This window comes from Paenibacillus sp. Y301 (assembly GCF_059445505.1).
Genome location: NZ_JCAIUL010000007.1, coordinates 249,857 through 265,978 on the forward strand (window position 1 = coordinate 249,857; position 16,122 = coordinate 265,978).

Sequence of the window (16,122 nt, forward strand, 5' to 3'; positions counted from 1 at the left end):
GATGTCCCTCCCTTCATCCCACTATATGAATGGGATAGAGAGGCGGTGTGGGCGCATCTTATTGAATTGCTGCACCAATTTCATTGATCATCTCTACCATCGATACAAGCCCTCCACCGGATAGATACCAATAATTAGGATTAAGATATACGATATGTCCTTCTTTGAACGCGTTCGTATTCTTCACTAAATCATTCTCAATCGTGTCCTTAGCGGAAGTCGCCTCTGCACCTTCTGCAGCAACCACAGTGCTTCGATCCACTACAAATAGGAAGTCTGGGTTCTTCTCTTGGATGAACTCGGAAGTAATGCTTTGTCCATGAGTGGACACTTCGATAGTAGCATCTGTAGGTTTGAATCCAAGTACGTCATGAATGATTCCAAATCTTGAACCAGCTCCATAAGCACTTAATTTACCTTCATTAGCAAGAACAATGAGTCCATTCTTACCTGTTGCAGTCGCTTTATCGTGAATATCTTTGATCGATGCGTCAATCTTAGCTAGTTCTTCATCAATTTGTGCTTGTTTATCAAAGATTTGACCTAACGTGTTCATATTTTCTTTGAATGACTCTACTAATTTCGTGTTATCTACTCCTAAGAAAATCGTAGGAGCAATCTTCGTCAATTCCTCATAAGCTTCCTGTTGTCTTCCCGATATAATGATGAGATCAGGATCAAGAGCATTGATTTTTTCAAAATCAGGCTCTTTCAAGCTTCCCACGTTGGCATATTTCTTATCTTCATATTTAGAAAGGTACGGAGGAATGTTGGCTTGCGGTACACCCGCTACTTCAACAGCTAACTTATCTAGTGAATCCAATATTCCGAAATCAAACACAACGACTTTCTCAGGGTTCGTCTGTAACTTAGTCTCACCCAACTTATGTTTAATCGTTATTTCTTTACTTTCTACGGGTTCTGTAGGTGCTGCTGCATTCGTCGTATTCCCTGCAGAGTCCGTCGTTGTATTCTTTGCCTCTTTCGTATTATTATTGCCGCACGCAGCTACCACGATAGCCATCATTACAGTCATTATGATCATGAGTACACTTTTCTTCAATTGAATCACTCCTAAATTTTTAAAGTTATACTATTAAAATCATTGATGCTCATTACACCATACTGGCGCCTTTACGCATGGCATATGCACATCATAATTTACGAAACAAAGAGTTACCTTTTAAGCAAAGTAGACACATATTTTGTTATCATGAATGTTCTCAATATGGATATCCATACCATACACTTCCTGTAGAACAGTGCGATCAATAATATCGTTTGTTGCTCCTTCTTTAATGATTCTTCCATCCTTAAGGGCAACGATATAATCGGAGTAGACGGATGCAAAATTGATATCATGAATGACGATAATGACCGTCTTACCCAATTCATCAACCATTCGTCTTAGCACTTTCATAATCTGTACAGAGTGTTTCATATCTAAGTTATTTAAAGGCTCATCTAGCAAAATATAATCTGTGTTCTGGGCAATAACCATGGCGATATACGCACGTTGGTTCTGACCTCCACTTAACTCATCTAAGTACTTATCTTGAAGGTCTTCAAGGTCCATATACTGAATCGCTTCATTTACATACTTCCAGTCTTCAGGAGTCAACTTCCCTTGAGAATAAGGAAACCTTCCAAAACTAACAAGTTCCTTAATCGTCAATCGAATATTAATATGGTTCGACTGTTTCAGAATTGAAATTTGCTTGGCGAGGTCATTACTCTTAACCTTGCTAATTTCCTGTCCTTCAATTAAGACCTCACCTTGATCCTTGGTTGTGAGGCGACTAATCATCGAGAGAAGTGTACTTTTTCCAGCACCGTTAGGTCCTATAAAAGAAGTAATGGTGCCCTTAGTAATCTTAAGGGAAACCTGATCAACGACATGTTTATCTGCATACTTTTTGGAAACATTTCTTACCTCTATCATGACTTATTCTCCTTTAGCAGAAGATATATGAAGTACGATCCCCCAATAAAGTTAATAATGACACTTAATGTGGTGGAGAATGTAAATACCTTCTCAACAATGAACTGCCCTCCGATTAATGCGATAACGCTAATAAGAACAGATCCAAAGATTAAATATTTATGTTGATATGTTTTGAGGAACTGATGTGCAACATTCGCAACTAGAAGTCCTAAGAAAGTGATTGGACCCACTAAAGCTGTGGCGATCGACATCAGAATGGCTATGACTACGAGCAATCTTTTGACAACATAATCGTAATTGACACCTAGATTAACAGCCTGATCTCTTCCTAACGAGATAACATCTAGATATTTAACGAACCTCATGAAATAAATAGTCACGCCAAGAATCCCAATGATTGATATAACCAACAAATCGGTATTCACATTGTTGAAGCTAGCGAACATCTTGTCCTGTAGCATCATAAACTCATTGGGGTCAATGAGTACCTCCATAAAGGAAGATACACTTCCAAAGAATGTTCCTAGTATCATTCCAATCAATAACAGAAAGTAAATGTTCCTCTGTCCATCTTTTCGAAATAGAATCTTGTAGAACACACCCGAGAATCCCACCATTAATCCAACGGAGATTATAAAGTTAACATTTCGGTCAACCGAAGTTACATGGTTCGATCCAAAGACGTAAATGACAAAGGTCTGAAACAACATATATAGCGAATCCAACCCTAGAATGCTAGGTGTCAGAATGCGGTTGTTCGTGATCGTCTGGAACACAATCGTAGAAAAGGCAATTGCACCACCGGTAAGGACCATGGCTAGAATCTTCTTCCCTCTTCTAGGAAGGACATAATCCCAGTGACCACCTACGTCATACAACAAGAACAAAGCGATAAGTGCCATCACAATAACAAATAAAATACTGAGCTTTACCTTCATTATGCATATGCCTTTCTTCTAATAAGTAAGTATATAAAAATACCGCTTCCTATCACGCCAACAGTGAGACCAATAGGTATCTCATATGGAAATATAATCAGCCTTCCTAGGATGTCACAGAACAGAAGGAATACCGCTCCTAATAATGCCGTATGAGAGAGACTTTTTTTAAGATTATCTCCTTGATAGATGGTCACGATATTCGGAACAATTAACCCCAAGAAGGGAATCATACCAACCGTTAATATCACAATAGAAGATACGGCAGCTACAATGATAAGGCCAATATTTACGATTTGCTTATAATTTAGGCCCAGGTTCTTAGCGAAATCCTCACCCATACCGGCAATCGTGAACCGATTAGCAAATAAGTAAGCTACAATGACCAGCGGAATGCTTATGTATAACATTTCATAGCGGCCCTTTAAGATCACTGAGAAATCACCCTGCAGCCATGAAGCCATATTCTGAATGAGGTCATTCTTATAGGCAAAAAATGTTGTAATCGAACCCACCACACTCCCGAACATAATCCCAACTAACGGGATGAAGATGGCATCCTTGTATTTCACTTTGTCTAGAATTTTCATAAAGATAAAGGTACCTAGAAGTGCAAAGATGAACGCGACTAACATTTTCTGAAGTGATGTCGCATTGGAGAATATCATCATAGCGACGAGGATTCCGAACCTTGCCGAATCCATGGTTCCAGCTGTCGTCGGTGATACGAACTTGTTACGGGTTAACTGTTGCATAATTAGACCGACAATACTCATACTCATACCGGCTATAATAATGCTAATAAGACGTGGAACCCGACTAATCGTTAATGTTTGAAGTTGTTGATCTGTTAAGTGGAAGATATCCAACGGAGAGATGTCTTTAACCCCGATGAAGATCGAAATAAATGAAAAAACCACAAGTGTAATGAGTAAATATCTCTTTTTCATAGCTCTTTCCTTACTCTTCCTGAAATATAGGGTTAATGAACTCTAATTAATAATGATATTCATTATCAATTGAATGATATTTTAATTATACTGTCTTACTGGGTATTGTCAATGGAACATCTGAATTAATAATATGTATCCAATACTTTCGATTTATATCTTCTATGGAATATAATGGTTATAATAAAATAGATAAACCATTTTCATATTTTTATCCCATATTTCTTATAACAACTCACTTTTGAGATTGGAGTGTACTTATGTTAGATCCTTATCAGGCTAAGAGCAAAGATAAACGAAGAGAATTTTTCACGCTAAGAGTAAATACTTTCTTTTTTTGTACCTTTATTATTTTCTGCATCATTATTGTTAGATTAGCTATTCTTCAATTTGTTGAAGGGCCTACTCTGAAGGAGGAAGAAACCAATGGGTTAATGAAAACGATCGCCCTTCCCCCGATTCGAGGTACCATTTATGATGATACGCATACGAAACTTGCCTATTCTACGCCTATTCAATCTCTTTTTATCACATTGAGAGAAGATTATAGCTTAGCAAAAGAACAGATTCTAATTAAGAGAAAGAAATCGCTCGTTAGGCACAAAGCCTTTCAACTAGCCGAGGATATTGAGAAAGCCTTGAATAGATTAGATCCTGATGATAAGAATTTTACCAAACAAGATATCATCGATGCCATGGATTTGGAATTCATGAAGGGTTCAGGTTATGAGCCTCGGCGGATCAAGACTGACCTTAACAAAGAGGAAGTCGCCTTTTTCTCAGAAAATAAGGCATTTTTTCCCGGCATAGAAATTGTAGAAGAAGGTATTCGCCATTATAATCCGGATACGATAGCCGTCCAAACGGTAGGATATATTAAATATTACAAAAGTTCGAAGGAATTATATACGAAGATGGATGCACTTCAGAAGGATAGAGAAGGCACAAGAAACCCTGGTCTAACCTATACAGAGGATGAAGTTGTCGGATATGACGGGATAGAGTATGCCTTTCAGGATGAGCTTAGAGGAGAGAATGGCTACAAGGACGTTTCCGTCACAGCCCAGAATATGCCGATAGCCGTAGAACAAGTGGTTCCTCCTCAGAAAGGTCATGATATCTATTTGACGATAAATAAAAATGTCCAACTGAAGACTGAGCAAGCTATCACAGATCAGTTGAATTGGCTTCACACCAATACGGTCTCTGGAAAGACTCATCCAAATGCCATTACGGGCTATGCAGTAGCCATGGAAGTAGATACGGGAAAAGTAATTGCGATGGCAAGCATGCCCGATTATAACACGAACGTATGGAAATCATCAGGAAGTAAGAACATTTCTACCGAAGATTATGAACGGATCAAAAACAATTACCAGAATGGGACGATCTCTCCAATAAGTTCTGGCAAATCCGCTAATGGGCTGGATTCTCTCTTACTGTTAGGTTCTACTATTAAACCTCTCAGCGTATTGGTTGGGTTAAACGAGAATCTATTCAGAACTACCGATCGCTATCAAGATCGCGGAATAACCTACATTGGGAAAGAGGGCTCTGAGCAGCCTATCCGAAATTCCTCTGGTCATGTCCTTGGCTCCATTAAACCTACCATGGCTATTCAGGAGTCATCCAATACCTTTATGGTCGATATGGTAGGTAAGAGATTGAACTCCAAATATCCAGGAGAAAAAGGTATCGATATTTGGGATCGATATATGAAGCAATTCGGACTCGGTGTTTCTACGGGTGTAGATCTACCCAAAGAATATTTAGGTATACTTGAATACAAGAACACCAAACAAGCTGGGAGTAATTTAGCAGCCTTAGCCTATGCCTCCTTTGGACAACAAGGCAAGTACACAACCTTACAACTTGCTCAATATGCCAGCACACTAGCAAATGAAGGCATACGAATGAAGCCACAGCTAGTGAATGAGATTAAAGATCAGGATGGAACCATTGTTAAGAAGTTCGGTCCCGAAATTCTAAATGATGAAGAAAATGAAATCAAGATAGATAAAAGCTTCTGGCGCGAAATCAAACAAGGTATGAATACGAGTGTAAGTGCTTTTGAAGGATTCCCTTATGATTTCGCAAGAAAAACAGGGACATCTGAGCAAGATGCCAAAGGTAAAACAAGGGATAACGGAATATTCATTGCCTTCGCCCCTCGTGATAACCCTAAGCTTGCTATCGCTGTTGTCGTTCCCGAAGGTGGATTCGGCGCTCAGAGTGCAGCTCCCATTGCACGTAAGATCTTTGATGCATATGATCAAGAATACGGACTGGACGGCACTCCCAAAAAGTCTCTCCCGACATCACAAGACACCCCTGTAACTGTTCATTAATAAAAAGCCGGCAATTTACACACATTATACTTAAATGCTACCTCGGCATTAAGGATGAGGAGACGACAACCTTCTCATGCTTGGTTCCGAGGTTATCCTATTTGAATAATGGAGTGTGTGTACATGCTAAAGCTAACCCTACGCAAAAAAAGAGCCATCCTGATATGGATCACCTGTATCGTTATGTTATTATGTGTATCCTGCAGTAATACTGCCAAAGAAAAGGACGCCCCCTCTTCTCCTACTACTGCTGGGATGTTTACGGATCAAGTCTTATACACCGACTATTCGGGCAAGACCTGGGTTCCGTTAAAGAATGCCGTTCAATCCCTTGGTCTTCGTATGAAGGATTCTGGAAAAGATGTACAGATTGGATATACCGATCCCATGTACCATGCCTACCTAGGGCAAAAACAAGCTTCCTCATTAGGATCATCTATTCAATTAAAAGAAGCCCCTATTCGACAAAATGGCCAATTATTTCTAACCCTTGGTTCTCTTTCAACGCTACTCCATACGGATGTCAAATGGAACCAGAGATATCACAGAGTAGAGATTTCGCCTTTGCATGATGTAGACTCGCCAAATAAAATTCAAGCTAAATCCTTAAAGACTGCGAGTACAACAACAGACCAGAATAAGCTCGTCTCATTTGCTAAAAAATATCTTGGAGTCCCCTACGAATTCGGTGCGGAACCCTACACCCAATCAAAGACCTTTGACTGTTCCTCATTTACTCAATACGTGTTCGATCAAATCAATAAGGATCTACCTAGACTAGCCAGAGATCAAGCAAAGGAAGGAGTTGAAGTTACACGTAACGATTTAAAACCTGGGGATTTAATATTCTTCACCGTTCCTGACCGTTTTGAGAGCAACACGATTCCAGGTCATGTGGGGATTTATATAGGAGAAGGTAAGTTCATTCATACTTGGGGAGACCCAGGGGTTCAGATCAGTAGTCTTGATACGGGTTACTGGAGTAACGTTATTCTGTCTATGCGACGTGTCGTATAGCTTAGCCTCCAGATGATCTGTAATGGATCAAACCCCGACTCATGAATTTAGTCGTTCATGGAGATAGTATAAATAGTAACTATACAAGGAGGCTAAACACATGGATAATACGCACGAGTTTGTAGAGAAATTACATGATACACAGGCTAAGCAGGAACTAAATAAAGAGCATCATGGCAAGGGAACCCCAAGCGATAAATTACCTAACAAGCAACACGGCACCAAAAAATAACTATATCTAACCGGTATCGTTTCCCAAAAGAGACGATGCCGTTGTATTATTATCCATCTATATCCTTGCGAACTCTTTGGTACAACTTATGTAGTCAGTTTGTTTACTGTAGTTATCGTCTGTATGTCGATGAGGTAACTGTTGAAGTCTCTTGTGGATATACATATTTATTATCCGATCAAGCTGTACCGATTTAATCATGACCCGTTGATCTTTAATACCATATATACTTACAAGCGTATTTAATTCATTCCTCCTACACTCTATCAATTTATAGACTGTAACAATATTCACTATTCTCCCTCCTTATATTTCCTATATATATTACAACAAGTTACCAAATTGTAACTTAACACCTTTTCGATTTCTTAACGATTTCTTAATGATTTCTTAACGATTTCTTAATCCCCCCTTACTTATCTCTTACCTATATATCACATGCTATATATCCATATAAATATATTAAATCACACAAACAAGAGCCTACTTGTCAATGAGTAGGCTCTTACATTTATTTATTATTCGTTCTTTTCATATACAGAATCTATTCTGCTTTATCTGGTATTAACGGAGAATCCCAACATTCAATGTTATGAGAATTATCCAACATATGCAGACTATCTCTCGTAAATACGGGGTCCTTGCCCATTTTCCTCTGCTTCATATAATCTTTCAATGCGGCAAAGGCTACTCTAGATAACATTGTAATGGCAATCAGATTGACGATGACCATGAATCCCATAAATAAGTCGGCCAGATCCCATACTAACTTAACCTTGGCCACCGATCCGAAAATAATCATAGCTAATACACTACATCTGTATATAACGATCCATATCTTATTTGACTTCAAAAACGCAATATTGGTCTCTCCATAGTAATAATTCCCGATCAGCGTACTGAACGCGAACAACAACACCATAATGGCTAAGAAACCAGATGCCCAAGAACCGATGTGCACACTTAATGCCGCTTGAGTTAATTCAATTCCACCTAGCCCAGATTGCGTATATACGCCGGACAATAGAATGATCATAGCAGTACTTGTACAAATTACTAATGTATCGACTAGTACGCCTAATGCTTGAATTAACCCTTGCTTAACCGGATGACTTGTCGTTGCAGTTGCTGCAGCATTGGGCGCACTCCCCATACCCGCTTCATTCGAGAATAATCCACGTTTCACACCCTGCATGAGTGCTGCCCCCAGAGAACCCCCTGCGACTTGTTCAATACCAAAGGCATTCTTCACAATCAGGGAAAGTACTGCCGGAACTTGTCCAATGTTAGCTAACACGATATACACGGCAATCCCGATATATAATACAGCTAGAACAATAACGATATATTCGGACATCTTTGCAATACGTTTCACACCACCGAATATGATGATTGCGAATACCGCCGCCATGATTAAACCTATTGCTAGACGATTTGTGCCAAAAGCATTCTCAAATGCTAAGGTAATGGTGTTTGACTGAACCGCATTAAATACGAGTCCGAACGATAAGGTGATCAGGATAGCAAACAAGGCGCCCATCCACCGCTTCTTTAGTCCTCGTTCCATATAATAGGCTGGTCCACCTCGGAATCCATCTTTATCTTTGACTTTATACACTTGCGCTAGTGTGCTCTCAATAAAGCTGGATGCTGACCCAATAATGGCAATAACCCACATCCAGAACACAGCACCCGGACCACCAAGTGCGATAGCGATCGCAATCCCCGTAATATTACCCGTCCCTACTCGCGCCGCCATGCTAATACAGAAAGCCTGAAACGGAGAGATCGTATCACGAGAACCGCTCGTGGATTCTCTTAATACGCGAAACATTTCTTTCAAGAGACGGAATTGTAAAAAATTAGTTTTAACACTGAAATACAAACCACAAACAATAAGCATGATGATAAGTAATTTAGACCACATCATACTGTTTATAACATCAATCATATCTTGTAAAATTTGTAACATGAATACGACTCCTATCTAGTTGAGGTATATAGTTTTTGATGTCCGTGTTGAGGAGACACATTAGTATAACAAATTTCGCTTTTAAAAATATACATGTTTTAATTTGGAATATATCGAACGTTATATATCTAAATGGTTATTCTGATGTGTTTACTCCCGCCCTAATGTACTGGGACTCTCGGACCATGTCAGCATGCCATGCACGAGTAAGGCCATCTCCAGACATGTTCTTTTATCTGAATCGAGGAAATTGTCGCCTAGGATCTCCGTCATTTTATCCAAGCGGTTGTATAACGTCTGTCTGTGAATATATAATTGTTCCGCTGTATCTTTCTTAGAACCCATACATTTTAGATACACCTCTAACGTCTGAATCAACTGTAAGTGATGTTCTTGATCATACGCAATAAGAGCACCTAAATGGTCCCGAACGAATGCTCGAAGAAAGGACTGATCTGGGATGGCTTTTAACAGCTGATATATTCCTAGATTCTCGTAAAATAACGAGGTTTGCCCTGTCGGCCTGATTCGTGCCATCTCAATCACTTGAATGGCTTCTTTGAAGTCAAGATACATATCCGCGATGACGGATCGAATTTTTCCAAAGCCCGCAACCAAGGTAAGCGAGTTAGAAGTACTCATACTAGACGCTCGGAGTTGTTCTACGACTTTCGCAATGCCTTTTCTCAGTAGATCCGTGGGATCTCCACTCGTTACATCCTTGGCACATATCACATATATTCGAGTATCCTTCATCATTAACAAATGATGTATTCCATGCTTCTTAAGAAGTGCCCGTAAAAGTACCAGTATATCCTGATGGTCGATATGTATTCGTTCTTGGCTCAATTGCCACATATCATGCTTCATCTCTATGATTCCACCCATAAAGAAGTCCCTCTCCCCATGGCCTTTAGGTCGCAGACCCATCCGAGTACGAGCTACCTCTTCATCTTCGATCTTATGATCCATAATGTCTTGGATGAGTTGATTCTGATCTCGCATCATCTTTTCTTCTAGAAATAGACTTCTAATCAATAGAGTCGCAATCGACTTGGCCGTATAATCCAAGAGTAGAATGAGTGTCTCCGTTGAATTATTATTCGGAAGAATGATACCCACATAGGAGAGCGTCTGACCTAGACAAATAACAGGCTGGGATAACAGTATCTGATCATCATTCATTCTGAAAAAAGCCGTCTCCTGTGCTGCCCCTTCATCATTCTCAACCTGTTTTTTATAAAAAGCAGACATTTGATTTGTCATCTCGGAAGGTAGTGATGGAACAAATTTATTCGATTCTACCGTAGAATGGTACACAATTTGCTGATTAGTGTATTCATATAATAAATGGAGTACCGCATGCACATCCGTACTTTGAAGTGTCATCTGTTGCAACTTACGTGAAAAAGCCTCCAGATCTTTAAGGATCTGATGTTGTTGATTAATCAGTAGCCCATGGATATCCTGTGTTATTGCAACGAAACGGACGGGGTGTTCAAATATAATCAAGGGAAAATCATGTGCATTCGCTAGATCTATTATTTTATCGGGGATTCGTTCGATTGCGGTACCGAATTCAATACACAGACCCGCCGCCTCTTGATGAATGAGTTGCTCCATATAGGCAAGCTGTTCCTCCTCTATTTGATTAAGCCAAAGACCCGTCGTAAGAATGAAATCATTTTTACTGATAAAAGGAGCAATTTGAGTAATTTCTATCACGTGAACCCAGCCTACTTCTCGGTCTAAACCACGATTGCCTGCTATCAACTTGGCCTTCTGGAATACGGAACGTTTCAATACATCTTTAATGTAAAGTGTAAATCCCTTTATCATATAGTTTCACGCTCCTGCGTTAATATTCATAACACAAATCACTTGTCTGTTCGTTGATTGCGGGCTAGTTTTGGTCAAGTCCCATGTTAGTTCATTAAATCACACACTTTATGTGTTATATAATATTACACCATAAACATTTTGTCTTCCTATTATCTTATATTTCTAGACATGGCGTACGATGATAAAGTTTCCATTCACTTGTACACTTTAATTATAGAGGTGGTTCAAAAAGTCATCTTTTGATCACGAAGTATATCAAGAAGCTTATTCGACATCGAATATTGAATTCAGCCGGTCCTTCCGGTGCTCACGTAGGTACTGCCTACGCTCCGCTCCTCACTCCCTTGCTTCATCCAATCTTCTTGGTGCTGAAAATCTGACTTTTTGAACACGCACTTACGCACTTATAAGATTATTAAATCTAAGAGGTGATTATGATGAGAATTGGAATCCCAAAGGAAATCAAAAATAATGAAAATCGTGTAGCGATCACCCCTTCAGGCGTAGAAGAATTCCTTCAACATGGACATACCGTATATGTTGAACATCAAGCAGGAGCAGAAAGTGGGTTCCCTGATCATGAATATACTGCTGCTGGTGCAATAATCGTAGAAGAAGCTCAAGAATTATGGAGTCAATCGGATATGATTATGAAGGTTAAGGAACCTTTATCTAGTGAATATGTGTACTTTAGAAAGGGGTTAATCCTCTTTACGTATTTGCATCTAGCCGCTGAGCCTTCACTTGCAAAGGCTTTAGTTGATTCAGGTGTAACCGCCATTGCTTATGAGACAGTTACTACTCATGGTACACTCCCGCTACTAACACCCATGAGTGAAGTGGCTGGTCGAATGGCAGCTCAGATCGGGGCGCAATTACTAGAAAGACCCCAGGGTGGTAAAGGGATACTATTATCGGGTGTTCCAGGCGTAGCACGTGGGAAGGTGACGATCATTGGTGGAGGAGTCGTTGGGACGAATGCTGCAAAGGTTGCTATCGGTCTCGGAGCACATGTCACCTTATTAGATCTAAATGTAGGTCGATTACGCCAATTAGATGATATATTTGGTCACCAGATGACCACATTAGTCTCTAGTCCGTCCAACATTGCTAAAGCTGTTGCAGAAGCAGATCTATTAATTGGTGCTGTTCTGATCCCTGGAGCCAAAGCTCCCAAGTTAGTGACCGAAGAAGTTGTGAAATCAATGAGTCCAGGTTCTGTTATTGTAGATGTTGCTATTGACCAAGGGGGAATCGTAGAGACGATTGACCATATCACGACACATGATCATCCAACCTATGTGAAGCATGGCGTAGTTCATTATGCTGTAGCGAACATGCCGGGTGCCGTACCGCAAACGTCAACGGTAGCCTTAACAAATGCAACTATACCATTTGCGTTAAAGTTAGCTAATCAGGATATTCAAGAACTTATTCTTAGCAATCCAGCGATTGCAAGTGGAGCTAATGTCATCAATGGCTGCGTCACATATGCAGCGGTGGCTCGTGATCTTGGATTTGAATATGTCCCTGCAGATAAGGCCCTTTCCCGAGTTACCGTTTAATTTTCTCATATCACAAGTGAATATAAAAGAAAAAGGATATGCATCTAATGCATATCCTTTTTCGTTATGATACTTCCCCGTATACCCACTATAATCACACTGCCATCACAATCGCCACACTCAAGGCTAAGATCCGAGCCATATTGGTAATCATGAAATTCTGTACAGCTAAACCAAAGGTGTGTTGTTTGGTCTGCTTCTTCATAAACAAGTTAATATTCTTCCTAACGGGGATCAAAGTGAGTAGAACCAGCACAACGATGAGCGGATTTACTTTCAAGAATAACAATACAATCAGATCCAAGAAAGAAGCATAGTAAATGAATCTGAACAAGATTAAGGCATGCGATTTGCCGATATACACCGGAAGGGTGTATCTTTTATTCTCAACATCTTCATCCATATCACATATGTTATTGGCTAGCATAATATTAGCGATCCCAAGAATAGCAGGGATCGAAATGAGGAAGATCAATAATACTTCGACCATGTCGATATGAACGCTCAGATTCTGTTGGTTAAAAGCTAAAGTAACGAGTTGATCACCTACATGAATAAATGTGGAGACAAATATAATGACGAACCCCATAAATAAACCGGAGAACAACTCACCTAATGGCATTCTAGAGATAGGAATGGGACCGAACGAATACAATATCCCCACGCAAAAGGATAGCCCTCCTATAAGGAATACAACCATTCCCGTACTCATAACCAGCCATATCCCCGTACCCACTGCTGTCACAAAAAGACTAATAATCAGCGTCACAACCGTCGATTCTTTCAGTCCGAACTTCACAATGGCGTTATGTTCTTGGTAACCATAACCCTCTTTCTTACTTGCCCTTTTGAAATCATAGTAATTATTCATTGCCGTTGTAAACATATCAAACGAAAGTAAGGATATCAGCATCAGTAGGAAATGTGTAACTTGAAACTCATGGAATCGGAACACCACATATACCGATCCTATAAAGAAGGGAATCATGCTGGCGAGTTTCGTTCTAATCTCCACTAAACTCAGGAAACTTTTGAATGTCATCTGTTGTCACCCTTTAAATTTTATTGTTATCACGGAATGCCAAGTCAAGTGTGACAGAGACTGACCATGTATTATACAAAATGATGATATCTTAATTTTTAAGTTTATTCAGCTAGAAACCTCCTTGACAATAGAGAAAAAGCCGCACCGAATACCGTGCGACTTCATTCCTTTACCTGCTATGTCTTCGTTCACCTTCTACTATGTTGGTCATCTACATTCAGCATTCATAGTCAGTTAGCGTAATGCTTGCATCTCAACGCAAGCCATCACAAATGCGCCAACGCCGTGTAGATCATTCTTACTCGTAGGACGAGTTACATAATTCTCATAATCTCCAGCCGAAGTACCAATACAAATATTCGGTAGAATTAAGCCCTCATTCTCGTCCCACTCTAATATGTTGATTAACCCTTCATACCCCTTCTTAGCTGCTTCTACATATTCTTTCCCAACGATGCCGTGCTTCACAGCCTTCGCAATGGTATAGACGAATAAGCAACTACACGATGTCTCCAACCAGTTATCCGACAAATGCCCCTTATCTACAACTTGATACCAAAGGCCACTTTCCTTGTCTTGATAACGAACCAGTGCCTGCACGAAGTTCCCCAATTCCAATAATAGTTCTGCGTGTCCTGGGTCGCTCTCTGGTAGATAATCAAGAAATTGTGCTAATGCCAGGCCATACCATCCAAGTGATCTCCCCCAGAATTCAGGAGAGCAGCCACTCTCAGGATCAGACCATGGCATATGTCGACTCTCATCCCACGCGTGATACAGTAATCCTGTATCCTCATCCTTCATGTGTTTGCGCATCAAGCGCTCCTGATGAAGGACTGTTTCCCTCAGGGATGGCTCCCCATAGGCTTCCGCATATTTCAAGGAGAATACCCCCGCCATATATAGCCCATCGAGCCACATTTGATTAGCGTATTTATCCTTATGCCAGAATCCTCCCTCCGAGGTTAAATTAAGCGTCAGTAATAAACTTCTCAGTTTGGTAGCAGCCACACGATATTTATCCTTACCTGTCCGTTCATGAAGATTAAATAATAGAAGCCCTGCCTGAATGGCATCTAACTCATCACGAGCGAAATAGAAATTACCATGATCATCTATGAGATCATCCACATAACTTTGAATATAGTCCACATAGCGATCCTCTTGTACCGTTTCCCACAAGAGTTCCATTCCACATAGAAATACACCTTGGTGGTAATGCCACCGATGTGCAGGAGGAAGTTCTCCTGCAGCGTAAGTGTTCATCAGAGAATCACAAGCCTTTTTAGCCCATTCTAGCGGTGTTCTCGTCAACATTTGAGTCATGTGTAGTCTCCTCTCATTATCAGAACAATATCTATTCATCAGATTTCAAACGTTAATTTTCTAACCTTTCATAGACCCCAACATGGCACCTTTAGCAAAATGCTTCTGTAAGAACGGATATAACATTAGAATTGGCAGTGTTGCAACGACAATAACCGCCATCTTAATCGTCTGATCTGGGGGAGGTACAGCCGCATCCAGCGTAGAACTGTAATCCATCCCACTTGCAAGAACTACAATCTGTCGCAATAGCACTTGAATCGGCCATTTAGCACTATCGTCCAAATATAGAATTGCCGTCATGTACGTATTCCAATAGGTTACCGCGTAGAATAGAGAGATGGTTGCTATAGCTGGCATAGATAACGGAAGTACGATCCGAAATAATATTCCGAAATCCGTGCAACCGTCGATCTTAGCGGACTCTTCCAACCCCTCCGGTATATTTTGAAAGAAATTCTTAAGAATGATCATATTAAATGCGCTAATGGCTGAAGGAAGAATGAGTGCCCAATAAGAGTCGATTAACCCCAGTTCCTTTACAACTAAGAATGTCGGGATCATTCCACCATGAAACAACATCGTGAAGACGACCATGAAATTGATAGCCGTACGTCCATCTAGATCCTTGCGAGAAAGACCATATGCCATGAGCGCAGTCACAAACATACTGAACAATGTTCCTACCAGTGTAACTCCAACGGAGATACCCATCGCTTTGAAGATCGTACCCGTAGAGAATATAAACTTGTAAGCATCCAAGCTCCACACTTTGGGAATGAGCACAAACTTGTTAGCTGCCATCTCAGCACTTGTCGTAAAGGAGCCTGCAACTACGTGAATAAACGGAAGAACCGTGACTAAAGCAATGATGGCTAGTAACGTAAAGTTAACTGCAGCAAAAATCCTTCCACCGATGGATCGATCTTCTACCATTCTAAT

At 40.3% G+C, this 16,122-nt stretch carries 14 protein-coding genes; 4 read left to right on the forward strand and 10 right to left on the reverse strand.

Annotated elements, in window-relative coordinates; all coding sequences use genetic code 11:
- Positions 1-58 precede the first annotated feature (58 nt).
- The 4 genes from AC1D69_RS14420 to AC1D69_RS14435 all read right to left on the reverse strand — a co-directional run bounded on the left by AC1D69_RS14420 (position 59) and on the right by AC1D69_RS14435 (position 3,833).
- Entirely contained in the window at positions 59-1,063 is a 1,005-nt protein-coding gene (locus tag AC1D69_RS14420) for a siderophore ABC transporter substrate-binding protein (RefSeq protein WP_495456853.1), read from the reverse strand.
- 120 nt (positions 1,064-1,183) lie between these two features.
- The gene (locus tag AC1D69_RS14425; RefSeq protein WP_495456854.1) at positions 1,184-1,942 is read right to left on the reverse strand and encodes an iron ABC transporter ATP-binding protein; all 759 of its coding nucleotides are present in this window, start codon (positions 1,940-1,942) and stop codon (positions 1,184-1,186) included.
- On the reverse strand, positions 1,939-2,883 hold the full coding sequence (locus AC1D69_RS14430; RefSeq protein WP_495456855.1) for an iron chelate uptake ABC transporter family permease subunit: 945 nt from the start codon (positions 2,881-2,883) through the stop codon (positions 1,939-1,941). The genes AC1D69_RS14425 and AC1D69_RS14430 overlap by 4 nt, the downstream gene beginning before the upstream one ends.
- A complete protein-coding gene (locus AC1D69_RS14435; protein ID WP_495456856.1) occupies positions 2,883-3,833 on the reverse strand; it encodes an ABC transporter permease in 951 nt (316 codons plus the stop codon). The genes AC1D69_RS14430 and AC1D69_RS14435 overlap by 1 nt, the downstream gene beginning before the upstream one ends.
- A 260-nt stretch (positions 3,834-4,093) precedes the next feature.
- Between AC1D69_RS14435 and AC1D69_RS14440 the strand changes: the two genes are divergently transcribed.
- The 3 genes from AC1D69_RS14440 (at position 4,094) to AC1D69_RS14450 (ending at position 7,430) form a co-directional block, all read left to right on the forward strand.
- A complete protein-coding gene (locus AC1D69_RS14440; RefSeq protein WP_495456857.1) occupies positions 4,094-6,181 on the forward strand; it encodes a peptidoglycan D,D-transpeptidase FtsI family protein in 2,088 nt (695 codons plus the stop codon).
- Between the two features lie 123 nt (positions 6,182-6,304).
- Positions 6,305-7,198, forward strand: a complete 894-nt coding sequence (locus tag AC1D69_RS14445) for a C40 family peptidase (RefSeq protein WP_495456858.1) — start codon at positions 6,305-6,307, stop codon at positions 7,196-7,198.
- Between the two features lie 100 nt (positions 7,199-7,298).
- Complete coding sequence (locus AC1D69_RS14450) at positions 7,299-7,430, forward strand: DUF4023 domain-containing protein (protein ID WP_495456859.1); 132 nt, start codon at positions 7,299-7,301, stop codon at positions 7,428-7,430.
- A gap of 57 nt (positions 7,431-7,487) precedes the next feature.
- Here AC1D69_RS14450 and AC1D69_RS14455 read toward each other — a convergent pair whose 3' ends face one another.
- The 3 genes from AC1D69_RS14455 to AC1D69_RS14465 form a co-directional block, all read right to left on the reverse strand.
- On the reverse strand, positions 7,488-7,724 hold the full coding sequence (locus AC1D69_RS14455) for a Spo0E family sporulation regulatory protein-aspartic acid phosphatase (protein WP_495456860.1): 237 nt from the start codon (positions 7,722-7,724) through the stop codon (positions 7,488-7,490).
- Positions 7,725-7,974: 250 nt separating this feature from the next.
- Positions 7,975-9,402, reverse strand: coding sequence for an alanine/glycine:cation symporter family protein (locus AC1D69_RS14460; RefSeq protein WP_495456861.1), 1,428 nt, complete (start codon positions 9,400-9,402; stop codon positions 7,975-7,977).
- A gap of 150 nt (positions 9,403-9,552) precedes the next feature.
- The gene (locus tag AC1D69_RS14465) at positions 9,553-11,241 is read right to left on the reverse strand and encodes a PucR family transcriptional regulator (RefSeq protein WP_495456862.1); all 1,689 of its coding nucleotides are present in this window, start codon (positions 11,239-11,241) and stop codon (positions 9,553-9,555) included.
- A gap of 440 nt (positions 11,242-11,681) precedes the next feature.
- On the opposite strand from AC1D69_RS14465, the gene ald reads away from it, so the two are divergent.
- Positions 11,682-12,809 carry an alanine dehydrogenase gene (gene ald / locus AC1D69_RS14470; protein WP_495456902.1) on the forward strand — a complete coding sequence of 376 codons (1,128 nt, stop codon included), beginning with the start codon at positions 11,682-11,684 and terminating at the stop codon, positions 12,807-12,809.
- Positions 12,810-12,903: 94 nt separating this feature from the next.
- Here the strand turns inward: ald and AC1D69_RS14475 are convergent, their stop codons facing one another.
- The 3 genes from AC1D69_RS14475 to AC1D69_RS14485 all read right to left on the reverse strand — a co-directional run bounded on the left by AC1D69_RS14475 (position 12,904) and on the right by AC1D69_RS14485 (position 16,116).
- Entirely contained in the window at positions 12,904-13,851 is a 948-nt protein-coding gene (locus tag AC1D69_RS14475; RefSeq protein ID WP_495456863.1) for a prenyltransferase, read from the reverse strand.
- Between the two features lie 237 nt (positions 13,852-14,088).
- Complete coding sequence (locus AC1D69_RS14480) at positions 14,089-15,180, reverse strand: glycoside hydrolase family 88/105 protein (protein WP_495456864.1); 1,092 nt, start codon at positions 15,178-15,180, stop codon at positions 14,089-14,091.
- A 60-nt stretch (positions 15,181-15,240) separates the two neighbouring features.
- On the reverse strand, positions 15,241-16,116 hold the full coding sequence (locus tag AC1D69_RS14485) for a carbohydrate ABC transporter permease (protein ID WP_495456865.1): 876 nt from the start codon (positions 16,114-16,116) through the stop codon (positions 15,241-15,243).
- Positions 16,117-16,122: the final 6 nt, after the last annotated feature.